This window comes from Albidovulum litorale, assembly GCF_025751495.1.
GTDB lineage: Bacteria > Pseudomonadota > Alphaproteobacteria > Rhodobacterales > Rhodobacteraceae > Albidovulum > Albidovulum litorale.
Genome location: NZ_JAOWKZ010000001.1, coordinates 134,071 through 151,293 on the forward strand (window position 1 = coordinate 134,071; position 17,223 = coordinate 151,293).

General features: G+C 62.3%; 19 protein-coding genes. 11 read left to right on the plus strand and 8 right to left on the minus strand.

What is annotated here, in order from left to right:
• Positions 1-29: 29 nt before the first annotated feature.
• The 3 genes from tsf to OEZ71_RS00620 all read right to left on the minus strand — a co-directional run bounded on the left by tsf (position 30) and on the right by OEZ71_RS00620 (position 2,656).
• Entirely contained in the window at positions 30-905 is an 876-nt protein-coding gene (gene tsf, locus OEZ71_RS00610; protein ID WP_263737995.1) for a translation elongation factor Ts, read from the minus strand.
• Positions 906-1,003: 98 nt separating this feature from the next.
• Positions 1,004-1,780, minus strand: a complete 777-nt coding sequence (gene rpsB, locus OEZ71_RS00615; protein WP_263737996.1) for a 30S ribosomal protein S2 — start codon at positions 1,778-1,780, stop codon at positions 1,004-1,006.
• Between the two features lie 195 nt (positions 1,781-1,975).
• Entirely contained in the window at positions 1,976-2,656 is a 681-nt protein-coding gene (locus OEZ71_RS00620) for a DUF2461 domain-containing protein (RefSeq protein ID WP_263737997.1), read from the minus strand.
• Between the two features lie 80 nt (positions 2,657-2,736).
• Between OEZ71_RS00620 and OEZ71_RS00625 the strand changes: the two genes are divergently transcribed.
• The 4 genes from OEZ71_RS00625 to OEZ71_RS00640 are packed head-to-tail and all read left to right on the plus strand — an operon-like array spanning position 2,737 to position 5,710.
• On the plus strand, positions 2,737-3,072 hold the full coding sequence (locus tag OEZ71_RS00625) for a cupin domain-containing protein (protein ID WP_263737998.1): 336 nt from the start codon (positions 2,737-2,739) through the stop codon (positions 3,070-3,072).
• A 48-nt stretch (positions 3,073-3,120) separates the two neighbouring features.
• Entirely contained in the window at positions 3,121-4,014 is an 894-nt protein-coding gene (locus OEZ71_RS00630; protein ID WP_263737999.1) for a PfkB family carbohydrate kinase, read from the plus strand.
• Positions 4,011-4,928: a pseudouridine-5'-phosphate glycosidase gene (locus OEZ71_RS00635; protein WP_263738000.1), complete on the plus strand. Its 918-nt coding sequence runs from the start codon at positions 4,011-4,013 to the stop codon at positions 4,926-4,928. Before OEZ71_RS00630 ends, OEZ71_RS00635 begins: the two co-directional genes overlap by 4 nt.
• 59 nt (positions 4,929-4,987) lie before the next feature.
• Positions 4,988-5,710, plus strand: a complete 723-nt coding sequence (locus tag OEZ71_RS00640; protein WP_263738001.1) for a DUF502 domain-containing protein — start codon at positions 4,988-4,990, stop codon at positions 5,708-5,710.
• 5 nt (positions 5,711-5,715) lie between these two features.
• Here the strand turns inward: OEZ71_RS00640 and OEZ71_RS00645 are convergent, their stop codons facing one another.
• Together OEZ71_RS00645 and OEZ71_RS00650 are read right to left on the minus strand one after the other, a co-directional pair.
• Positions 5,716-6,753 (minus strand): patatin-like phospholipase family protein, encoded by a 1,038-nt coding sequence (locus OEZ71_RS00645; protein ID WP_263738002.1) that lies wholly within the window; start codon positions 6,751-6,753, stop codon positions 5,716-5,718.
• A 135-nt stretch (positions 6,754-6,888) separates the two neighbouring features.
• Positions 6,889-7,662, minus strand: a complete 774-nt coding sequence (locus OEZ71_RS00650) for a 3-hydroxybutyrate dehydrogenase (RefSeq protein WP_263738003.1) — start codon at positions 7,660-7,662, stop codon at positions 6,889-6,891.
• 300 nt (positions 7,663-7,962) lie between these two features.
• On the opposite strand from OEZ71_RS00650, the gene OEZ71_RS00655 reads away from it, so the two are divergent.
• From OEZ71_RS00655 to rarD, 6 genes are all read left to right on the plus strand, one after another.
• Positions 7,963-9,777, plus strand: coding sequence for an extracellular solute-binding protein (locus OEZ71_RS00655; protein ID WP_412175591.1), 1,815 nt, complete (start codon positions 7,963-7,965; stop codon positions 9,775-9,777).
• A gap of 194 nt (positions 9,778-9,971) precedes the next feature.
• The gene (locus tag OEZ71_RS00660) at positions 9,972-10,445 is read left to right on the plus strand and encodes an arsenate reductase ArsC (protein ID WP_263738004.1); all 474 of its coding nucleotides are present in this window, start codon (positions 9,972-9,974) and stop codon (positions 10,443-10,445) included.
• A complete protein-coding gene (locus tag OEZ71_RS00665; protein ID WP_263738005.1) occupies positions 10,446-11,093 on the plus strand; it encodes an aquaporin in 648 nt (215 codons plus the stop codon).
• Between the two features lie 45 nt (positions 11,094-11,138).
• Positions 11,139-11,465, plus strand: coding sequence for a hypothetical protein (locus OEZ71_RS00670; RefSeq protein ID WP_263738006.1), 327 nt, complete (start codon positions 11,139-11,141; stop codon positions 11,463-11,465).
• 76 nt (positions 11,466-11,541) lie between these two features.
• The gene (locus OEZ71_RS00675) at positions 11,542-12,429 is read left to right on the plus strand and encodes a fatty acid desaturase (RefSeq protein WP_263738007.1); all 888 of its coding nucleotides are present in this window, start codon (positions 11,542-11,544) and stop codon (positions 12,427-12,429) included.
• Positions 12,430-12,531: 102 nt separating this feature from the next.
• Positions 12,532-13,440, plus strand: a complete 909-nt coding sequence (rarD, locus tag OEZ71_RS00680; protein WP_263738008.1) for an EamA family transporter RarD — start codon at positions 12,532-12,534, stop codon at positions 13,438-13,440.
• A 6-nt stretch (positions 13,441-13,446) separates the two neighbouring features.
• On the opposite strand, the gene OEZ71_RS00685 is transcribed toward rarD, so the two are convergent.
• Positions 13,447-13,791, minus strand: coding sequence for a hypothetical protein (locus OEZ71_RS00685; protein WP_263738009.1), 345 nt, complete (start codon positions 13,789-13,791; stop codon positions 13,447-13,449).
• 156 nt (positions 13,792-13,947) lie between these two features.
• On the opposite strand from OEZ71_RS00685, the gene OEZ71_RS00690 reads away from it, so the two are divergent.
• Positions 13,948-14,400, plus strand: a complete 453-nt coding sequence (locus OEZ71_RS00690; RefSeq protein WP_263738010.1) for a hypothetical protein — start codon at positions 13,948-13,950, stop codon at positions 14,398-14,400.
• A gap of 4 nt (positions 14,401-14,404) precedes the next feature.
• On the opposite strand, the gene preA is transcribed toward OEZ71_RS00690, so the two are convergent.
• Both preA and OEZ71_RS00700 read right to left on the minus strand, forming a co-directional pair.
• The gene (gene preA, locus OEZ71_RS00695; RefSeq protein WP_263738011.1) at positions 14,405-15,706 is read right to left on the minus strand and encodes an NAD-dependent dihydropyrimidine dehydrogenase subunit PreA; all 1,302 of its coding nucleotides are present in this window, start codon (positions 15,704-15,706) and stop codon (positions 14,405-14,407) included.
• A 10-nt stretch (positions 15,707-15,716) separates the two neighbouring features.
• Positions 15,717-17,051, minus strand: a complete 1,335-nt coding sequence (locus tag OEZ71_RS00700) for an NAD(P)-dependent oxidoreductase (protein ID WP_263738012.1) — start codon at positions 17,049-17,051, stop codon at positions 15,717-15,719.
• Between the last annotated feature and the right edge of the window lie 172 nt (positions 17,052-17,223).

Sequence of the window (17,223 nt, forward strand, 5' to 3'; positions counted from 1 at the left end):
CCGGCCTTTTCCAATAATGCGATTTCGGCTCAGGCGCCGCGGGTCTTGGCGACTTCGGCTGCGAAGTCTTCCTTTTCCTTCTCGATCCCCTCACCCACAGCAACGCGGGCGAAACCAGTGATCTCGACGCCGGCATCTTTGGCAGCCTGAGCGACGGTCACATCCGGGTTGATCACGAATTTCTGGCCGAGAAGGGTGACCTCCTCGAAGAACTTCGCCATCCGGCCGACGATCATCTTCTCGATGACCGCATCGGGCTTGCCCGACTCGCGCGCCTGCTCCGTCAGAACAGCCTTTTCGCGCTCGACCAGTGCCGGGTCGAGGTCGGCTTCAGACAAAGAGGCAGGCGAGGTCGCGGCGATGTGCATCGCAATCTGCTTGCCGATGCCCGAATCCGCGCCTTTCAGGCCGACCAGCACGCCGATCTTGCCCATGCCTTCGGCCGCCGCGTTGTGGACGTAGGACACGACCGAGTCGCCCGTGACCGAAACCATCCGGCGCAGCGTCATGTTCTCGCCGATCTTGGCGATGGCGGCGGTCACCTTCTCGTCGACCGTTGCGCCATCAACTTCGGTCACCTTCAGCGCATCGAGGTCCGAGGCGCTGAGCGCCGCATTGGCGATCGACGACACCATCGACTGAAACTCTTCGTTCTTTGCAACGAAGTCGGTTTCCGAGTTCACTTCAACGGCAACACCCTTGCCGCCCGCGACGGCAACGCCGACGAGGCCTTCGGCAGCAACGCGGCCGGATTTCTTGGCGGCCTTGGCAAGACCCTTGGTGCGCAGCCAGTCAACGGCGGCGTCCATGTCGCCATTGACCTCGGTCAGCGCCTTCTTGGCGTCCATCATGCCCGCGCCGGTGGATTCGCGCAGTTCTTTCACCATTTGTGCGGTGATAGCCATGTCGGCTCTCCTTCGAAGATTTATCAACGGATCAGGCGGGGCCTACCCCCGCCCGATGAAAGTCATGTGACAACAGGGGTGTAACCCCTGCTCTCGCCTCAGGCTTCGGCGGCTTCTTCAGCCACAGCTTCCTCGGCCGGCGCTTCGTCGAGCGCGCCAAGGTCGATACCGGCAGCGCCCATCTGGGCCGTCATGCCGTCGAGCGCGGCGCGGCTGACGAGGTCGCAGTAAAGCGCGATGGCGCGGGCGGCGTCGTCGTTGCCCGGGATGATGTAGTCCACACCTTCCGGCGAGCAGTTGGTGTCGACGACGGCCACGACCGGGATACCCAATTTCTTGGCTTCAAGAATGGCGAGGTCTTCCTTGTTCACGTCGAGAACGAAGAGAAGATCGGGCACGCCACCCATCTCGCGGATACCGCCGAGCGAGGCCTGAAGTTTTGCCTGCTCGCGTTCCATGCCAAGGCGTTCTTTCTTGGTCAGGCCTTCGGCACCCGAACCCAGAACCTCGTCGATGTTCTTCAGACGGCTGATCGACTGGGAAACGGTTTTCCAGTTGGTCAGCGTACCGCCAAGCCAGCGGTGGTTCATGTAATACTGTGCGCATTTCTCGGCGGCTTCGGCGATCGGCTTCTGGGCCTGACGCTTGGTTCCGACGAAGAGGATTCGGCCGTTCTTGGCGACGGTTTCACGGATCACGTTCAGTGCCGCGTCCAGCATCGGGACGGTCTGCGTCAGATCGATGATGTGAATGCCGTTGCGGTCGCCGTAGATGTATTCGCCCATCCGCGGGTTCCAGCGCTGGGTCTGGTGGCCGTAGTGAACGCCAGCTTCCAGAAGCTGACGCATAGAAAATTCAGGGAGCGCCATGTCCATGTTCCTTTCCGGTTTGCGCCTCGGCGAAGCCAATCAGGGATCTCTCCCAACCGGCGGACCATTCGGGGATGTCTCCCCCGAGGGCCCAAGCCTCGCCTGTGAAGTGGCGCGCGTATAGTTCGGAAATCGCCCGGGCGCAAGCCCCTGCGGAACCGTCCGCATTCCGCGATCGCGCTGGCAGTAACGCCTGGCACACTAAAGCGCGTGGAGCCAGCCGATCAGCGGCATCAGTGCGCGGGTGCGGTCCAGAACCTCGTCAATGGCCTTCTCCGTGCCGATCCAGTCCGGCATGAGCCGCCCCTCCATCGTTCGGGCGACTATACCCTTGTAGCGCAGGAGGTAATCCCATTCGGGCGCGGGTTCAAAACCCTTCGGCAGCTTCTTCAGATGCGGCTCGTCCAGATGGCATCCGACCGAGGCCGCCTGCCCCAGCGCCGCCAGAAGCGCCTCACGGTCAGCCGGGTTCGTGAGCCGCTCGCGATAGCGCCCAAGCACCGGTCTGTCGAAGCTCCAGCGTCCTGCACCATAGCCAACACCATCGGCATTCAGCACGAAGTGGAATCCAGCGCCCCGATTGGGATGCTCCCCGGGCCAGAAGATCAGGTGCACCATCGGTTCATACGGTGACTTGTCAGCCGAAAACCGAACATCACGGTTGATCCGGCGCAGTGACCCGTTGAGCTTCGCCTCGGCCTTCATGCCCGGCTCCATCGCCGCCATGCCGGGCCCGAGTGCCTCGATGAATGCCAGCGCGGGCGCTTTCCAATGTGCCTCATAGCGATCGCGATTGGCTTCGAACCAGCTGCGTCTGTTATTCTCCTTCAGGTCGGAGAGAAATGAAAAGGTCTCCGGGGAAAACCCATTGAAGCGCGGCACGGCTGCCTCCTCGAGTTGCATTGCGACTATGCCATCGACACTATGCATATCATCTTTTTCGCCCCAGAGAGGAGCCCGCGATGCCAATCGCCGAATTCATGCGCAACCTTCCGGCTATCGATATCCCCTTTCCGGACGACGTGGTTTCCACCAACGTGATCCGCTCTGACGACGGGCTGGCCGTGTTCTTCACGTTTCACAAGACGGTCGATCTGCCCGCCCATTTCCACAAGGCCCAATGGGGCACGGTGCTTCAGGGCAAGATTGAATTGACCATCGAAGGCCACACCCGCTCGTACCGCCCTGGAGAGACCTATTCGATCCCCTCGGGCGCCACTCACTCCGCGCGGATCGTGGCAGGTACGGTTGTTCTTGACGTCTTTGAAGAGCCTGACCGCTACTCGCTGCGCGCCTGACGTCACGCCCGGCTTGCAGTGTCCGGGCTTTCGCGGCAAAGGACGGGAATGACAAACCGCCCCGACATCCTTTGCATCGGCTCGGTCCTGTGGGACATCATCGGCCGCACGCCTGCCCATATGGGCGCGGGCGCCGATGTGCCGGGCCGGATCACCCGCCTGCCCGGCGGTGTGGCGATGAACATCGCGATGACGCTCGGCCGCTTCGGGCTGCGTCCCGCGCTCCTGACGGCCATCGGCCGCGATCCCGAGGGCGACGAACTGGTCGCCGCCTGCGCCCGGATGGGGCTGGTGATCGATCACATCTACCGCTCCGACGATCTGCCGACCGACCGCTATATGGCGGTCGAGGGCGGTAACGGGCTGATCGCGGCGATTGCCGACGCCCATTCGCTGGAAGCGGCGGGAGACAAGATCCTACGCCCTCTTATGAACGGCACGCTTGGCGGCAAAACCGCGCCCTGGTCCGGGCCCATCGCGCTTGACGGCAACCTCACCACCGGGCTTTTGGCCGACATCGCCCGGTCGGAAGCCTTTGCCGCTGCCGATCTGCGCATCGCCCCCGCCTCTCCCGGCAAGGCCGAACGGCTCTTGCCGCTCCTGCCGGTCCGGAACGCGACGCTCTATGTCAATCTCGAAGAAGCCGGTTTGCTTTGTCACCGACGCTTTGACACCGCGCCCGAGGCGGCCGAAGCGCTGATCGACCGGGGCGCAGCGCGGGTTTTGGTCACGAATGGCGGCCGGACCACAGCCGACGGCACTGCGGACGGCATCGTCACCGCCGATCCGCGCCCTGTACTCGTCACTCGCGTCACCGGCGCGGGCGACACCTTCATGGCGGCCCATATCGTCGCCGAAACCCAGGGCCATAGCCGCGAGGACGCGCTGCGCGCCGCGTTGGATGCGGCCGCCCATTATGTGTCCGGAGACATCGGATCGTGACCGACCTGCCCCTCGCCTTCTCACCCGAAGTGACCGAAGTCCGCGCGGATGGCGCCCCCATTGTCGCGCTCGAATCGACAATCATTACCCACGGCATGCCATACCCGCAGAATTTGGAAACGGCGCAACGGGTAGAGGCCGAAATCCGCGCCCATGGTGCTGTGCCCGCGACCATCGCGGTGATGGCGGGCAAGCTGCATATCGGCCTGACCCCGGATGAACTCAATCGACTGGCGCAGGCCAGCGACGTGATGAAACTCTCCCGTGCCGACATCGCCGCCTGCCTCGCGCAGGGCCGGACGGGGGCCACAACCGTCGCCGCGACGATGATCGCGGCACATCTGGCAGGCATCCACGTCTTCGCCACGGGCGGCATCGGCGGGGTGCATCGCGGGGCCGAAACCAGCTTCGACATTTCAGCCGATCTTCACGAACTGGCCCGCACCCCGGTCAGCGTTGTCGCTGCTGGCGCCAAGGCGATCCTCGACCTGCCTAACACGCTGGAAGTGCTGGAAACCCTCGGCGTGCCGGTCATCGCCTACGGGCAGGATGATTTCCCGGCCTTCTGGTCGCGATTCTCCGGGCTTGCCGCTCCCTTACGTATGAACAGCGCCGCAGAGATCGCCAGCGCCCACCTGATGCGCGCAAGGCTCGGACTCAACGGTGGGCAACTGATCGCCAACCCGATCCCTGAGCCGGATGAAATCGATCGAGATCAGATAACACCGGTCATCGAGACCGCGCTCAGGGAAGCCGAAGCGCAGGGCATTGCCGCCAAGGCGGTGACACCGTTCCTTCTGGCGCGCATCTTTGAACTGACCGAAGGCCGCTCGCTCAAGGCCAACATCGCCCTTGTTTTAAACAATGCCCGCCTCGGCGCGGCCATCGCAGCCGAAATCGCCCGCGCCACCTGACCCCCATTGTCGGCAGGGTGCGAAGCCCCTACATTCGCGTGGGCACGGGGACAGGAACCATGAGCGCGGACAAAGACGGACACGAACACGGCATGATCCAGCCGCCGCGCAGGCGTGGCCTGCTCGCGCGGTTCCGCGCGAATTTCCTGACCGGCCTCGTCGTGATCGCACCCATCGGGTTCACGCTCTGGCTGATCTGGTCCGTAACCGGTTGGATCGACGGCTGGGTTCTGCCCTTCGTTCCGGACAAGTATCAACCGGACCGTATCCTTTATACGTTTTTCGGTATCGACTACGAGATCAACCTGCGTGGCATCGGCGTCATCCTCGCGCTCATCTTCACCGTCTTTGTCGGCTGGGTCGCCAAGGGCCTGATGGGCCGTTCGCTGATCGGCTGGGCGGAAAGCCTTGTCGACCGTATGCCGGTTGTCCGCTCCATCTATTCCGGTGTGAAGCAGGTCGCCGAAACGGTGCTTAGCCAGACGGAGTCCAAGTTCGACAAGGCCTGTCTTATAGAATATCCGAGGCCGGGTATCTGGGCCATCGGCTTCGTCTCCACCGCCGCCAAGGGCGAAGTGCTGGCGAAGCTGCCCGATGACGAGGTGATGACCGTCTTCCTGCCGACGACGCCGAACCCGACCTCGGGCTTCCTGCTCTACCTGCCCAAGCGCGACGTGAAATTCCTTGACATGACGGTCGAGGACGCCGCGAAACTCGTCATCTCGGCGGGGCTGGTCTATCCCAACGGCAAGGACAAGGCGCCGCCGCCCCAAGGACAGTAACCGTCTCAGGCGATGAGGATCCCGGGATCGGCACTGGACTCGCGGTTCAACTTGTCACCATGGCACTCGAGGAAATACTCAGCCGCTGCCCGACCCGCTGCCTTGAGTTCCCACAGGAGACCCGGATGGGGCGCAAGCTTGCTGCGCGCATTCAGCCGGTTCATCAAACCGTCGTCTGCGATGATATGCAGCAGCACGTCCTTCATCGCGCCTTTCTTCACTCGCCCCTCTGCGATAAGCCGCTTGGCAAAGCGGATTGCACGCAACTCGCTAAGAAGCGATGAGTTAAAGCTGATCTCGTTGATCCGGTCGAGGATATCCTGCGCTGACCTCGGCAGATCCTCGCGCTGCCGGGGATTGATGCTGACCACCACGGTGTCGTCCGGCAGATCCGACGCGTAGAGCGGGAAGATCGCGGGATTACCAGTATAGCCGCCGTCCCAATAAGCCTCCACCCGCCCCGTCTCCGGGTCCGGCAAGTCCACCGCCTGAAAAATAGTCGGCAGGCAGACCGAGGCGAGGATCGACGCGGTGGAAATCTCTGCGCCAGAAAACACCCGAATCTTGCCAGTCCTCACATTCGTCGCGGCGACGAAAAGCGCCGGGCCGAACGCACCGCAGACGAGGTCGAAGCGAAACTGTTCAACGACCCGTTCCAGCGGATTGCTGTAGAAGGGACCGTAATCATAGGGGCTGAACAGCCGCGTGAAGGTCTCGGCGGGAGAAAACGGAACGAACCGATCAGTCACCTGTTCCCAGACGTTGGCCGCAGGCAGAAACGCCCGGAACCAGCCCGCCAGCCGCATATCGCCGACCGCGCCCACCTGCGCCCAGAGCCAGTCGAGGTTCTCCCGCGCGGCCTGCCGCCCGCCCATGGCCAGCCCTGCCTTCAACGCGGCTCCGTTCAGCGCCCCGGCCGAGGTTCCCGATATCCCGGCAATCTCGATCGTTTCGTCCTCCAACAGCCGATCGAGCACGCCCCAGGTAAACGCCCCGTGCGCCCCGCCACCCTGCAAAGCAAGATTGATCCGTCTGACAGACATCGCGACGCCATTTCCCTTCTTCTTGGCCGAAATACTCCGGGGGTCGTCAATTGGTGCGCCATTGGTTCAAGAACCAATGGACGACGGGCAGCGCCTCCGGCGGGTCGGCCCGGCATTAGCCGGGGCGAAGCCGGATCAGAGCGCGGTCCACCCCCCATCGACCGAAATGGTCGTGCCGGTGATCTGTGCTGCGGCCTTCGAACACAGGAACACGGTCGTGCCGCCGATCTCTTCCACCGTCGCGAACTGCTTGGACGGCTGGCGCTGCAACATCACCTCGCGGATCACCGTATCGCGATCCATGTTATGCACTTTCATCTGGTCGGGGATCTGCGCCTCGACCAGAGCTGTCAGGACATAGCCGGGGCAGATCGCGTTGCAGGTGATCCCCTGCCCCGCTGTCTCCAGCGCCACGGTCTTGGACAGACCCACAACCCCGTGCTTGGCGGCAATATAAGCGGATTTGTAGGGCGAAGCCGTCAATCCGTGGGCCGAGGCGATATTGACGATGCGCCCCCAGCCCGCCGCCCGCATCATCGGCAGGGCGGCTGCCGTGGTATGGAAGGCCGACGAGAGGTTGATCGCGATGATCGCATTCCACTTCGCGGCCGGAAATTCGTCGACCGGGGCCACGTGTTGGATCCCGGCATTGTTGACGAGGATATCGCAATTCCCTGCAGCCGCGATCAGCGCCCTGCATTCATCACCATCCGACATGTCGGCCTTGATGTAGCGCGCACGGACATCGAATTCCTTCGCCAGCCTGGCCGCCAGTGCATGGTCTTCATCCCGGTCGGTGAACGAGTTCAGCACCACATCCGCCCCGGCCCGCGCCAGTTCCCGCGCGACACCAAGACCGATGCCGGAGTTTGATCCGGTAACGATGGCGGTCTTACCCTTCAGCTGCATGATTGGCCCCGTAGGTTGTTGCGTCGCGGCAAGACTACATGCTGCGACAGCAAAGAACAGGGTGATTCCCGCGTCACGGGCAAGGCTTCGCCGAACCGCCGAAAACCCAAGAAAAAAAACGCCCGCACGAAGCGGGCGTTAAGTTATTGAGGCAGGTTTCATACAGGCAAGAAACCTATCGAGCAGTGCGTACTTTATACGCGGTTCACCGCCACTGGCCAAGCTAAAAGTTTGAAAAGGCAGGAAAGCCCGGCTAGCTTCGCCGCCAACGAAGAACGGGCAGCGGGGATTGTCTACGAAATGAGACCGGTTTTGTTCAAATGGCTGCATTGGATCACCTTCGCCGCCGTATTGGTCCTTACGCCGCCATCCGCCTTTGCCGAGCCGCAGCATGGCATAGCTATGTATGGGCGCCCTGCCCTGCCACCTGATTTTGTGTCTTTGCCTTACTCTAATCCGGACGCGCCAAAGGGCGGGCGCATCGTCTTCGGTGAACCGGGCGGCTTCGATTCCCTCAATCCCTACATCCTGAAAGGCACCGCTCCCTGGGGCCTTGGGCTGCATACGGTCGAGAGCCTGATGGGCCGCTCGATCGACGAACCCTTTACGCTTTATGGCCTTCTCGCCGAATCGGTTGAGACGGATGAGGCGCGGACATGGGTCGAATTCACACTCCGGCCCGAGGCGCGTTTCTCCGACGGCTCTCCCGTGACCATCGACGACGTGATGTGGAGCTATGAGACCTTGGGAACCAAGGGCCATCCCCGCTACCAGACCGCATGGGCGAAGGTCGCGAAGATGGAGCAGACCGGCGATCGGACCATCCGCTTCACCTTCAACACCGAGGATCGGGAACTGGCCCTGCTGATGGGCATGCGCCCGATCCTGAAAAAAGCGCAGTGGGAGGGGAAGACCTTCGAGGATGCCGCGCTCGACGTGCCGACCGGTACCGGCCCCTATGTGGTCGCCGGGTTCGAGCCGGGTCGTTACATAACCTTCAAACGAAATCCCGACTACTGGGGCAAGGATCTGGCCTTCAACCGGGGCCAGCATAATTTCGACGAGATCCGTTACGACTATTTCGGCGATGGCGACGTGGTGTTTCAGGCCTTCACCGGCGGCGAAACCTCCAGCCATCGCGAGACCAACTCCGCGAAATGGGCCAGCCATTACGATTTCGCATCGATCCAGTCGGGCGAGGTGGTGAAGTCCGAGATCGAAAACCAGCGCCCCTCGGGCATAACCGGTTTCGTCATGAACACGCGCGAACCCGTCTTTGCCGACTGGCGGGTGCGCGAGGCGATGCTTCTGGCCTTCAATTTCGAATTCATCAACCAGACCCTGAACGGCGGAACCGAACCGCGCATCACGTCCTATTTCTCGAATTCGGTCCTTGCCATGGGCACTGGTCCGGCCACGGGCAAGGTGGCCGAACTCCTCGCCCCCTTCGCCGCCGACCTGCCCCCGGGCACGATCGAGGGTTATGCCCTGCCCGACGGCAATGCCGAGCGCGCCGTCGATCGCGGCAATCTCAGGAAAGCGACGAAGCTTCTGGAGGAGGCGGGCTGGACCGTTCAGAACGGAACGCTCGCAAACGCCGAGGGTACACCCTTCACCTTTGAACTCTTGCTGGCCTCGGGCGCGACGGAAACCCAGTCCATCGCCGATATCTATGTCGAGGCCCTGAAGAACCTCGGCATCTTCCCGACCGTAACCACGGTCGATAGCGCCCAGTACAAGGAGCGCACCAACAACTACGAATTCGGCATGGCCTGGTACACCCGCGCACTGTCGTTGTCGCCCGGCAACGAGCAATTCCTCTATTGGGGTGCCAAGGGTGTCACCGAACCCGGCAGCCGCAACTGGATGGGCATGAACTCGCCCGCAGCCGAGGCGATGATCAAGTCCATGGTCGAAAGCCGCAGTCAGGAAGACTTTATCGCCGCCACGCAGGCGCTCGACCGTGTGCTGACGGCGGGGCGCTATGTCATCCCGGTTTGGTTCTCGCGCGTCTCGCGCATTGCCCATTCCTCGCATCTTCACTACCCGGACCGAATTCCGCTATACGGGGACTGGCCGGGCTTTCAGCCTGAAACATGGTGGTATGAGGAATAAGAGCATGAAGAAACTGGTCCTTGTCGCGCTGCTGACCGCTCTGGCGGGCTGCAACACCGTCGCGGGTGTCGGCGACGACGTCTCGGGCGGCGCGCGCACCGTGCAAAGCTGGTTCTGATCCGGCGCGCGCCCGTCGTAATCCCGTTACACTCAGTGTGTATCGCGTGCGCGATTACCAGCGTCAGGAAACACCAATGAACATTCTCGTCCTTTGCACCGGCAACTCTGCCCGGTCGGTTCTTCTCGAAGTGATCCTGAACGCCGAATCCAATGGCCGGATAAAGGCGTTTTCGGCCGGATCGCAGCCGAAGGGCGATATTCACCCCGAAACCCTGGCGCTGCTTTCCCGAAAGGGACTGTCGACAACCGGCCTGCGATCAAAATCCTGGGATGAGTTTTCGGGCCCCGACGCTCCGGCCATGGATGCGGTTATCACCGTTTGCGGCTCTGCGGCGGCAGAGGCCTGCCCGATGTGGCCCGGCACACCCATTCGCGCCCATTGGGGCGTCGAGGACCCGGCCGCTGCAGCTGCCGATGACCAACCTCGTGCGTTCGAAGAGGCCTATTCGCAACTGCGGGCCTATGCGCGCGCGCTTCTCAAGCTGCCATTTGAAACGATGGAGCCTGAACAGCTTGGCAGAACCCTGCGGTTAATCGGAGCGTCCTGAATGCTGCGCCGTCTTGCCGCCGAGGCCATCGGCACCGCCTTTCTGCTGATCGCCGTCGTCGGATCGGGCATCATGGCCGAGACGCTTGCGGACGGGAACGTGGCGCTGGCGCTTATGGCCAATTCAACCGCGACCGGTTTCGCGCTCTACGTGCTGATCACCGCGCTCGGCCCGGTTTCAGGGGCGCATTTCAATCCTGCCGTCACGATCGCCTTCACGCTGATGCGGCAGATCACGCCGGCAATGGCGCTGGCTTACGTGATCACGCAGATCCTCGCCGGGATCGCCGGGGTCTGGATCACCCATGCGATGTTTGCGCAAGACATCATTCAGGCCTCCACGACCGCCCGTAACGGTACCGGCCTCTGGATCGCCGAAATCGTCGCGACCTTCGGCCTTCTTTTCGCGATTATGGGCGGACTCAAACAGGCACCTGCGCAGGTGCCTGCGCTCGTGGGCGCCTATATCGCCGGGGCCTATTGGTTCACCGCCTCGACAAGTTTCGCCAACCCCGCCGTCACCATCGCACGCGGCTTCACCGACACCTTCGCTGGGATCGATCCGACCCATATCGCCGCCTATATCGCTGCCCAGATCGTGGGCGCTGTGATCGCCGCATTTTCTTTGCCCCGGCTCTTTTCTGCCTGAGCGAACGGGTGCAGACTGGGCCCCGGAAATACCGGAGGTCGCACGATGAAATGGCATCATGTTCAGGAAAACTGGTCCGCCTTCTACGAGGCGATCATCGACAAATGGCCCGATGCCGATGAGGCCGAACTGGATGAGATCGACGGCGACCAGCGCGCCTTCATCCTCTACATCGCCGAGTTGACCGAACAGGAGACGGGCGACGCACGCGAAGAGATTCGCGAATGGCTCGCGGGTGAACTGCCCTCCGACGTCGTGATGGATCCACGCCATGACGACCAGTCAATCCGGCTGTCGGGCAAATACCTGCCCGAGGGAGAGGATGAATACGACGACGACGCCCGCTATGGCGATGACGGTCCGAACGAGTAAGCCGACCGGTCAGTGAACGTGTCGCCGACAGTTTAACGCTCTTGTCGCGCTCTATATCCCCGGCAATGCTGCGTGCATGAAAGATCACAAGTCCTTTCTCACATCCCTGCCCGCGCCGGTCAAAGCGCGGCTGACCGCCACAAGCGACCGAGCGGGCCTCGCGCATCTCGCCGGTCACGCTTCGCTGATCTTTGTATTCGGCACTCTCATCGCGATGCGCGTGCCCTATTGGGGTCTGCTGCTGCCATTGCAGGGTATCGTCCTGATCTTCCTCTTCACACTTGAACATGAATGCACCCACCGAACACCCTTTCGCGCAGTCTGGCTGAACGACTGGGTAGGCCGGGCCTGCGGCCTTCTTGTATTCCTGCCCTTTGAGTGGTTCCGGGCTTTTCACCTCGCCCACCACCGTTTCACCAATATCCCGGGCGAAGACCCTGAACTGGACGGATCCAAGCCCGAAAATCTGCACGGCTGGTTGATTCATATATCCGGCCTGCCGGTCTGGAGTGCTAATACCGCGCTGATCCTGCGTCTGGCGGCACGGCGCGAACGCGCGCGCTATCTTTCAGAACGCGCCCTGCCCCGGATGGAGCGCGAGGCGCGGGTTCTGCTGGCGTTCTATGCGTTGGCGGCATTCTCACTGATCTGGTCGCCCCTGCTGCTTTGGGTCTGGATCGTCCCGGTCCTTCTGGGCCAGCCGTTTCTCCGGCTCTATCTTCTGGCCGAACACGGCGACTGCCCCTTTGTCACGAACATGTTCGAAAACACGCGGACGACCTTCACCAACCGCATCGTGCGGTTCCTGGCCTGGAACATGCCCTACCATGTCGAGCATCACGTCTATCCGGCGGTGCCGTTTCACCACCTGCCAGAGCTGCACGGTCTGATGCGAGAGGACTTGAAGGTCACGGCGGAAGGCTACGCGGCCTTTACCCGCGACTACTTGCAACGCCGGGTGTAAATCGCCCGGGTCAATGTACCCGTCACAATCCCGGCGTGGCCCTTGCCGGACCGATCGGTTACTGGGTTTCAGGCATTCGCAACATATCAGACCGGACCGGCCATGACCGACCTTGCGCCCTCGAAACCCACGACCGGCGACACCCTGCCGGGGTTCTTCTTCGCGCTCTCGGCCTATCTCCTCTGGGGTTTCCTGCCGCTCTATATGAAAGCGCTTGCCCATGTCCCGCCGGTGGAGGTCATCGCACACCGGGTGCTCTGGTCGGTGCCAGTCGCAGGGGTGATCCTGATTGCAACAGGGCGGACAGCCGATCTGGCGCGGGCGCTTCGGACACCGCGTATGCTCGGGATGGCGGTGGTGACGGCGGCGCTTATTTCGATCAACTGGGGCATCTATGTCTGGGCCATCGGCTCGGGCCATGCGCTGGATGCGGCGCTTGGCTATTACATCAACCCGCTTTTCTCGATTTTTCTTGGCGCGGTTCTCTTGCGCGAACGTCTGGCGCCCTCCCAATGGTTCGCCATCGGCCTCGCGGCCCTTGCCGTCGCGATCCTGACATGGGAGGCGGGACGGCTGCCCGTGGTGGCGCTGGCACTGACCCTGACCTGGGGCTATTATGCGTTTTTCAAGAAAAAACTGCCCATCGGTCCCAATCAGGGCTTCATGCTGGAAGTGCTGCTGCTGACGCCTCCGGCGCTCGTCTACGCGATCTGGCTGGCGCGAAACGGAACGGGTCATTTCATGGAAGGTGTGGCCTTCGATACATGGATGCTTGTCGGCTGCGGTCTGGTGACGGCGGTGCCCCTCATCCTTTATGCCAACGGGGCAAAGCTGCTGCGGCTCTCAACCATCGCGATCATGCAGTACATCGCGCCGACGATGATCTTCCTGACCGCCGTCTTCGTCTTCGATGAGCCGTTCGGAACCGCAAGGGCCATCGCCTTTCCGCTGATCTGGGCGGCGCTTGTGGTCTATACCGCGTCGATGGTGCGGCAGGCACGGCGGCGCTGAGATAGCTCAGCGCAGCGGATACCGGTTGCCATTCTGGTCGATCAGCAGCACCCGCTGACCATTGCGGACATAAAGATCGCAGCGCGAAAATCCGTTGACGAAATCGACGCAGACCGCGCCATCGGCTTCGATCCGGTAATGCCCCTCGGCCCGGTCGCCGCCTTCGTAGATATAGGCATAGGCCCCGTCCGGGCCGTATTCGGATTGGCCACCATCGTAGAACCGCACCTCATTTTCCATGAGAAACGCGGTGACATCGGTCGTGCCGAGCGGCTCATCGCCATCCCGCATCTCCCACCCGGCGGCGTGGGCAGGCAAGGCAAATAGGAGGGCGATGACGATGGTGCGCATTGGAATCCTTTCGGTGCGGGTACAGAAAACATCCCCCTCTGCCAGAGGTCAACGCACCATCCGGTGAACAGCCGAAGGAAGGTTCGGCGATTCAACTTGAATTAACGGTTTCGTGGCAGGCTCGTCCCGTGGGGGCTCCGTTTTAGGAGCTGGACGATGACGGACTGGCCCGCGCTCATACCGCCGCCCGCTGTCGCGACGGCCATGATGCGTTTACCGCAGCAGACGGCCGCGAAGCGGGTCATCGCCCCGGCGGATTCAGGTAATATCGGCAACGACACGAAAAACCGTCACTCGCAGTCCGACGCACAGACGCGCCACCCCGTCGTGGTGCCGCCGCAGCCGGACACCGACCGGCCGACAGGTCCGCCACCCGCTTTCGAGGCGAATGTTCTGGAAGCCCAAGCGGAGCGTCGCCGCTCGAAGACCACCAAGACTGCAACGGACCTGTCTGAGGTACGCTCGGACCATGACACGTTGGACGCCGGTTCCATTGCGGGCCGATCAGCGGAAGGGCCCGACAGCCAACCGGTGCCGGACAAGACCGGCACCGGACCTTATTCCGGGCTTCCCGCCCTCGCAGACCCTCGGCTGGACCTGATCCGCTGACCCCTCACTCAGCCGCCTGCGCGGCGGGGTTGTTCGGATGGGTCGTCCAGTTGGCATAGTCACCAACCTTCTTGCCGGTGCGGGCGTCAACCTCACCCTTCGCAAGCTCGCGCATGGTGATGCAGTTTTCGACCGGGCAGACATCGACGCAGAGATTGCAGGCCACGCATTCCTCGTCCTTGACCGAGAAAGTCCGGTCATCGCCCATCGCGATGGCCTGATGTGACGTGTCCTCGCAGGCCGCATAGCAACGGCCGCATTTGATGCAGAGATCCTGATTGATCTCGGCTTTGGTGACGTAGTTGAGGTTCAGATACTGCCAGTCGGTGACATTCGGCACCGCGCGGCCGACAATATCGGCGGTCGAGGCAAAGCCCTTCTCATCCATGTATTGCGACAGGCCCGAGATCATCTCCTGCACGATTTTGAACCCATAGGTCATGGCGGCAGTGCAGACCTGAACATTACCCGCGCCAAGCGCCATGAACTCCGCCGCGTCGCGCCATGTCGTCACCCCGCCGATGCCCGAGATCGGCAGGCCCGCCAGATCCGGCGTCCGCGCGATCTCGGCCACCATATTGAGCGCAATGGGTTTGACCGCCGGGCCGCAATAACCGCCATGACTGCCCTTGCCGTCGATCGTCGGTTCAGGCGCGAAGCTATCGAGATTGACGGACGTGATCGAGTTGACGGTGTTGATAAGCGAAACCGCATCCGCCCCGCCGCGCTTGGCGGCCTCCGCCGGTTTGCGGATATCGGTGATATTGGGGGTCAGCTTCACGATGCAGGGCATGCGGGAGTACTTCTTTACCCAACGCGTCACCATCTCGATATATTCCGGGACCTGCCCAACGGCGGAGCCCATGCCGCGTTCGGCCATGCCATGCGGGCAGCCGAAGTTGAGTTCCACCCCGTCCGCGCCAGTATCCTCGATGCGTTTCAGGATATCCTTCCAGCTTTCCTCGTCACAGGGCACCATGAGCGAGATGATCAGTGCCCGGTCGGGATAGTCACGCTTCACCGACTTGATCTCGCGCAGGTTTACCTCCAGCGGCCGGTCGGTAATGAGTTCGATATTGTTGATGCCCAAAACCCGTCGGTCGGCGCCATAGACAACGCCATATCGGGGTCCGTTGACGTTGACGACCGGCGGACCTTCAGAGCCGAGCGTTTTCCACACGACCCCGCCCCAGCCCGCCTCAAAGGCGCGGCGGACATTGTATTCCTTGTCCGTCGGCGGTGCCGAAGCCAGCCAGAACGGGTTTGGGGATTTGATCCCGATGAAGTTGCTTGTCAGATCAGCCATTGGTGCCTCCCTAGCCCATCAGGCTTGCATGAATGTCTTCAGCCGCATCACGGCCCTCGGCCACCGCCGTAACGGTCAGGTCCTCGCCGCCCGATGCGCAGTCGCCAGCCGCCCAGACACCTGTGACCGACGTCCGGCCCGCGCCGGTGACGGCGATCTTGCCGCCTTCGACCTTCAGCCCCTCGGGCACGCCCTCAAGCGTCTGGCCGATCGCCTTCATCACCTGATCGGCCTTCAGGCGGAAGGTTTCGTCCTTCTGCTTCAGCCCGTCGGCGCTGTCCTCGGTATAGGCGAACTCAATCTCCTGCGCAGCACCGTTGCCGATGACCCGGACGGGGGCCGCATGGTGGATGATACGCACCCCGACCGAGGTCGCGTGTTCCTGTTCATGTTCCGAGGCGCTCATTCGCTCCGGCCCGCGCCGGTAGACGATGGTGACGTTCTCAGCGCCCAGCAGTTTCGACTGCACGGCGGCATCGACTGCCGTCATGCCGCCACCAATCACCACTACATCGCGGCCAATCGGCAGTTTCGCCTTGTCCGGCTGCTGGCGCAGCTCGGCGATGAAATCCACGGCGGAGAGGACGTTCTTCAGGCCCTCACCCTCAGCCCGCAAAGCGTTCACCCCGGCAAGGCCGATGGCCAACACGACCGCATCGTGATCCTTCTTCAGCCCGTCAAGCGTCAGCCCCGACCCGAGCGCCTTGCCGTTCTGGACGGTGATCCCGCCGATCTTCAGAAGCCAGTCAACCTCGGCCTGCGCAAACCCGCCCGGCGATTTGTAGCTGGCGATGCCGTATTCGTTCAGGCCACCAGCCTTGGGACGCGGATCAAAGATGGTAACGTCATGCCCCTTCATCGCAAGGCGGTGCGCCGCCGAAAGACCTGCAGGTCCAGCACCCACAACGGCGATGCGCTTACCCGTCGCCTTGCCTCGCGCGAAGGGATGGACGCCCTTCTCCATCAGAGTATCGGTGGCAAAACGCTGCAGGCGGCCAATCTCCACAGGCTTGCCCTCGGCCACCTCGCGCACGCAGACCTCTTCGCACAGCTGCTCGGTCGGGCAGACGCGGGCGCACATGCCGCCAAGGATGTTCTGGGAAAAGATCGTCTTTGCCGCCGCCTCGGGCGTGCCGGTCGCGATCTGGCGGATGAACAAGGGGATGTCGATCGAGGTCGGACAGGCCGTCATGCAGGGCGCATCATGGCAGAAGTAGCAGCGATCCGCCGCCACCCGCGCCTCATGCGCATCGTAGCGCGGCGCGATATCATCGAAGTTACGGGCATAGTCCCCCGCCCCAAGTCGCCCGGCGGCAATGCCGGGGGTAAGCTGGCTGTTCGTCATCGACGGCCTCCCTGATCCGTTCTTGTTAAAAAGGCTGCCACCGAATCATTTTTTTATCAACTGGTAAATTTTTTGGATTGCATCGGCCGTTTTTCCCATAAGTAAAATGGGTTTAAACCCACCTTGCGCGCCAGAACCTGCGTCATGCAGACGGGAAAGTCGCGCTTTCCAC